A 2,144-nucleotide genomic window follows, 5' to 3' on the forward strand; every position below is an offset into this window, starting at 1 on the left:
CCCCCCCCCCCCCCCCCCCCCCCCCCCCCCCCCCCCCCCCCCCCCCCCCCCCTTTTTTAGATGTGTATAAGAGACAGGGTAAATACATCTCCAATATCATTTAATGACACGGGGTCTACAAAACTTGGGATTACGCATTTTTGGCAAAATACAACAACTTTTAGGTTAGTTGAACTAAAACAAGGCATTCCTGCGTTGCCTTGTTTGCGTTATGAGAGCAAAACCAGAAAACCAATGCATCATGGATATCCACAAAATCCTGTTTCGATTGGCGAACACATAAAAAAGAAAAGAATGGACCTAAAGCTTTTTCAGAGTGATGTAGCGAAGATTTTTAGGGTAAGTACTGATTGCTTGACTTACTGGGAAAACAACAGAAGTAATCCGCAGATTATATTCTATCCGAAAATTATCGAATTCTTGGGCTACAGTCCGTTATACTTTGACGAAACAACGCTTTGTGGACAAATTAAGGCCTACCGTTACAAGAAGGGAATTACTTCCACGAAGTTTGGAAATCTCCTGAAAGTTGACGCATCGACGGTAACAGAGTGGGAAAATGGTACCCGTGTCCCGGCTCCAAAACATTTGCTAAAACTCGAAATTTTGTTGGATAAGGTCAATAAATCCTGATTGCTATTTTTTATTGATCAATTGAAAAAACCATTTTGTTTGACACGAAAATGGCAATATTTAATGCCTATAGCCAAACGAAACAATTCCTGGCCCCCAGAACCAGAATGCTTGCTGCCTATTATGTCACAAAGATCAGGGAAGCAATAGACAGGTAAATAGCAGGCATGGCCTTGTAGCCGATGTCGATCAGTCCGAAATGAGGGGGTCACTTTCGCTATGCGCGAAGGGCTTACTTTCCTTTGGCGAACAGCAGCGAAACTGGTGCTAGGCAGGGGGCGCTTTGAAGTGTTGTCAAAGGGCGGTTTATTGTTGTTTATCTACTTTAGCTATAATAGGCACTATTTGCTTTTGGATGCCTGACAGATTGAATGTATATATAAGTTATTGCCACAGGTATTTCGTAAGCCACTCCCTATCATTATTCAATATACTAAATGCCGTCAAGCGGATTGCCCAAGCTCTACAGTTTTGATTTCACCAATCGCATATCCACAAAGGAAATAAGTGATACATTTAAAGTTGTGCAGGGTCTTTATTGCCCAATTTTCTTTTTTTTTACCCAAACTCTACAGTTTTGATTTCACCAATCGCATATCCACAGAGGAAATATGTGATACATTTAAAGTTGTGCAGGGTCTTTATTGCCCAAATTTCTTTTTTTTTACCCGTTTTTGCCCGTTAACTTTTGGTTAAATGGCGTCTGCGACACGAATAACAATTATTTGATGTTTTGGAACCTGTTTTGGGTTGTGATCGGTACTATCTACAGTCCATTCTTTCACCCTATGAGATTGGGTAGATAGATTTTTTATAGATTATCCCCTGAGTTAATTATCATCCCCTGTTGTTCAGCATCATGTCAAGATGTTATGGTGTTATTTGCTCAATTTTTTAACCAAGCAGTATAATTAAATTATCTATGAAGAAAACACTACTTATTGCCTTTTCCCTATTGCTATGTATCTCCATTGTTTCGGCCCAACAAAAAATAAAGGACGGAACCATTAACAACACCAATCTGCCAAATAAAGATGCGCTGTTAGACCTTGAAAGCAACAACAAGGGGTTGTTGCATGCCAGGGTTTCCTTGGTTAAAACCAGCGATGCAGCCCCTTTAACTGCTCATGTGGCAGGGATGATGGTTTATAATACTGCGACAATAAACGATGTTGTTCCCGGGATTTATTACGATGACGGAAGTAAATGGATTTTTGTGAAATCGGCTCCAGGAACCATCAATGTAGAAGGACAACCCGGAAAAACAGGTGCGCCAGGAACGCCTGGGCAACCTGGTGGACCTGGGGCCGGTGTTACCATCGTGACCAACGACAGCGGCACCTGGGTCTACAACCCTACAACAAATACCTGGACCAACATCAACGGTCCGAAGGGGGATAAAGGCGACAAGGGCGATGCCGGCGTGGTTGGCGTTCAGGGCCTTCCGGGCACTTCTGGCACGCCGGGTACGCCTGGTTCCGGCCAGCCCGGCGCTCCCGGCGCTGGCATCA

2 protein-coding genes are annotated in these 2,144 nt (G+C 43.6%); both read left to right on the forward strand.

The window, feature by feature from the left end; genetic code table 11:
* The first annotated feature begins 294 nt into the window (after positions 1-294).
* Positions 295-633 (forward strand): helix-turn-helix domain-containing protein, encoded by a 339-nt coding sequence (locus tag JHD69_RS19560; RefSeq protein ID WP_233166077.1) that lies wholly within the window; start codon positions 295-297, stop codon positions 631-633.
* A gap of 922 nt (positions 634-1,555) precedes the next feature.
* On the forward strand, positions 1,556-2,144 hold a 589-nt coding region (locus JHD69_RS19565; protein ID WP_199142022.1), incomplete at its 3' end, for a collagen-like triple helix repeat-containing protein.

The organism is Pedobacter sp. ASV12 (assembly GCF_016429155.1).
In the GTDB taxonomy this organism is placed as follows: domain Bacteria; phylum Bacteroidota; class Bacteroidia; order Sphingobacteriales; family Sphingobacteriaceae; genus Pedobacter.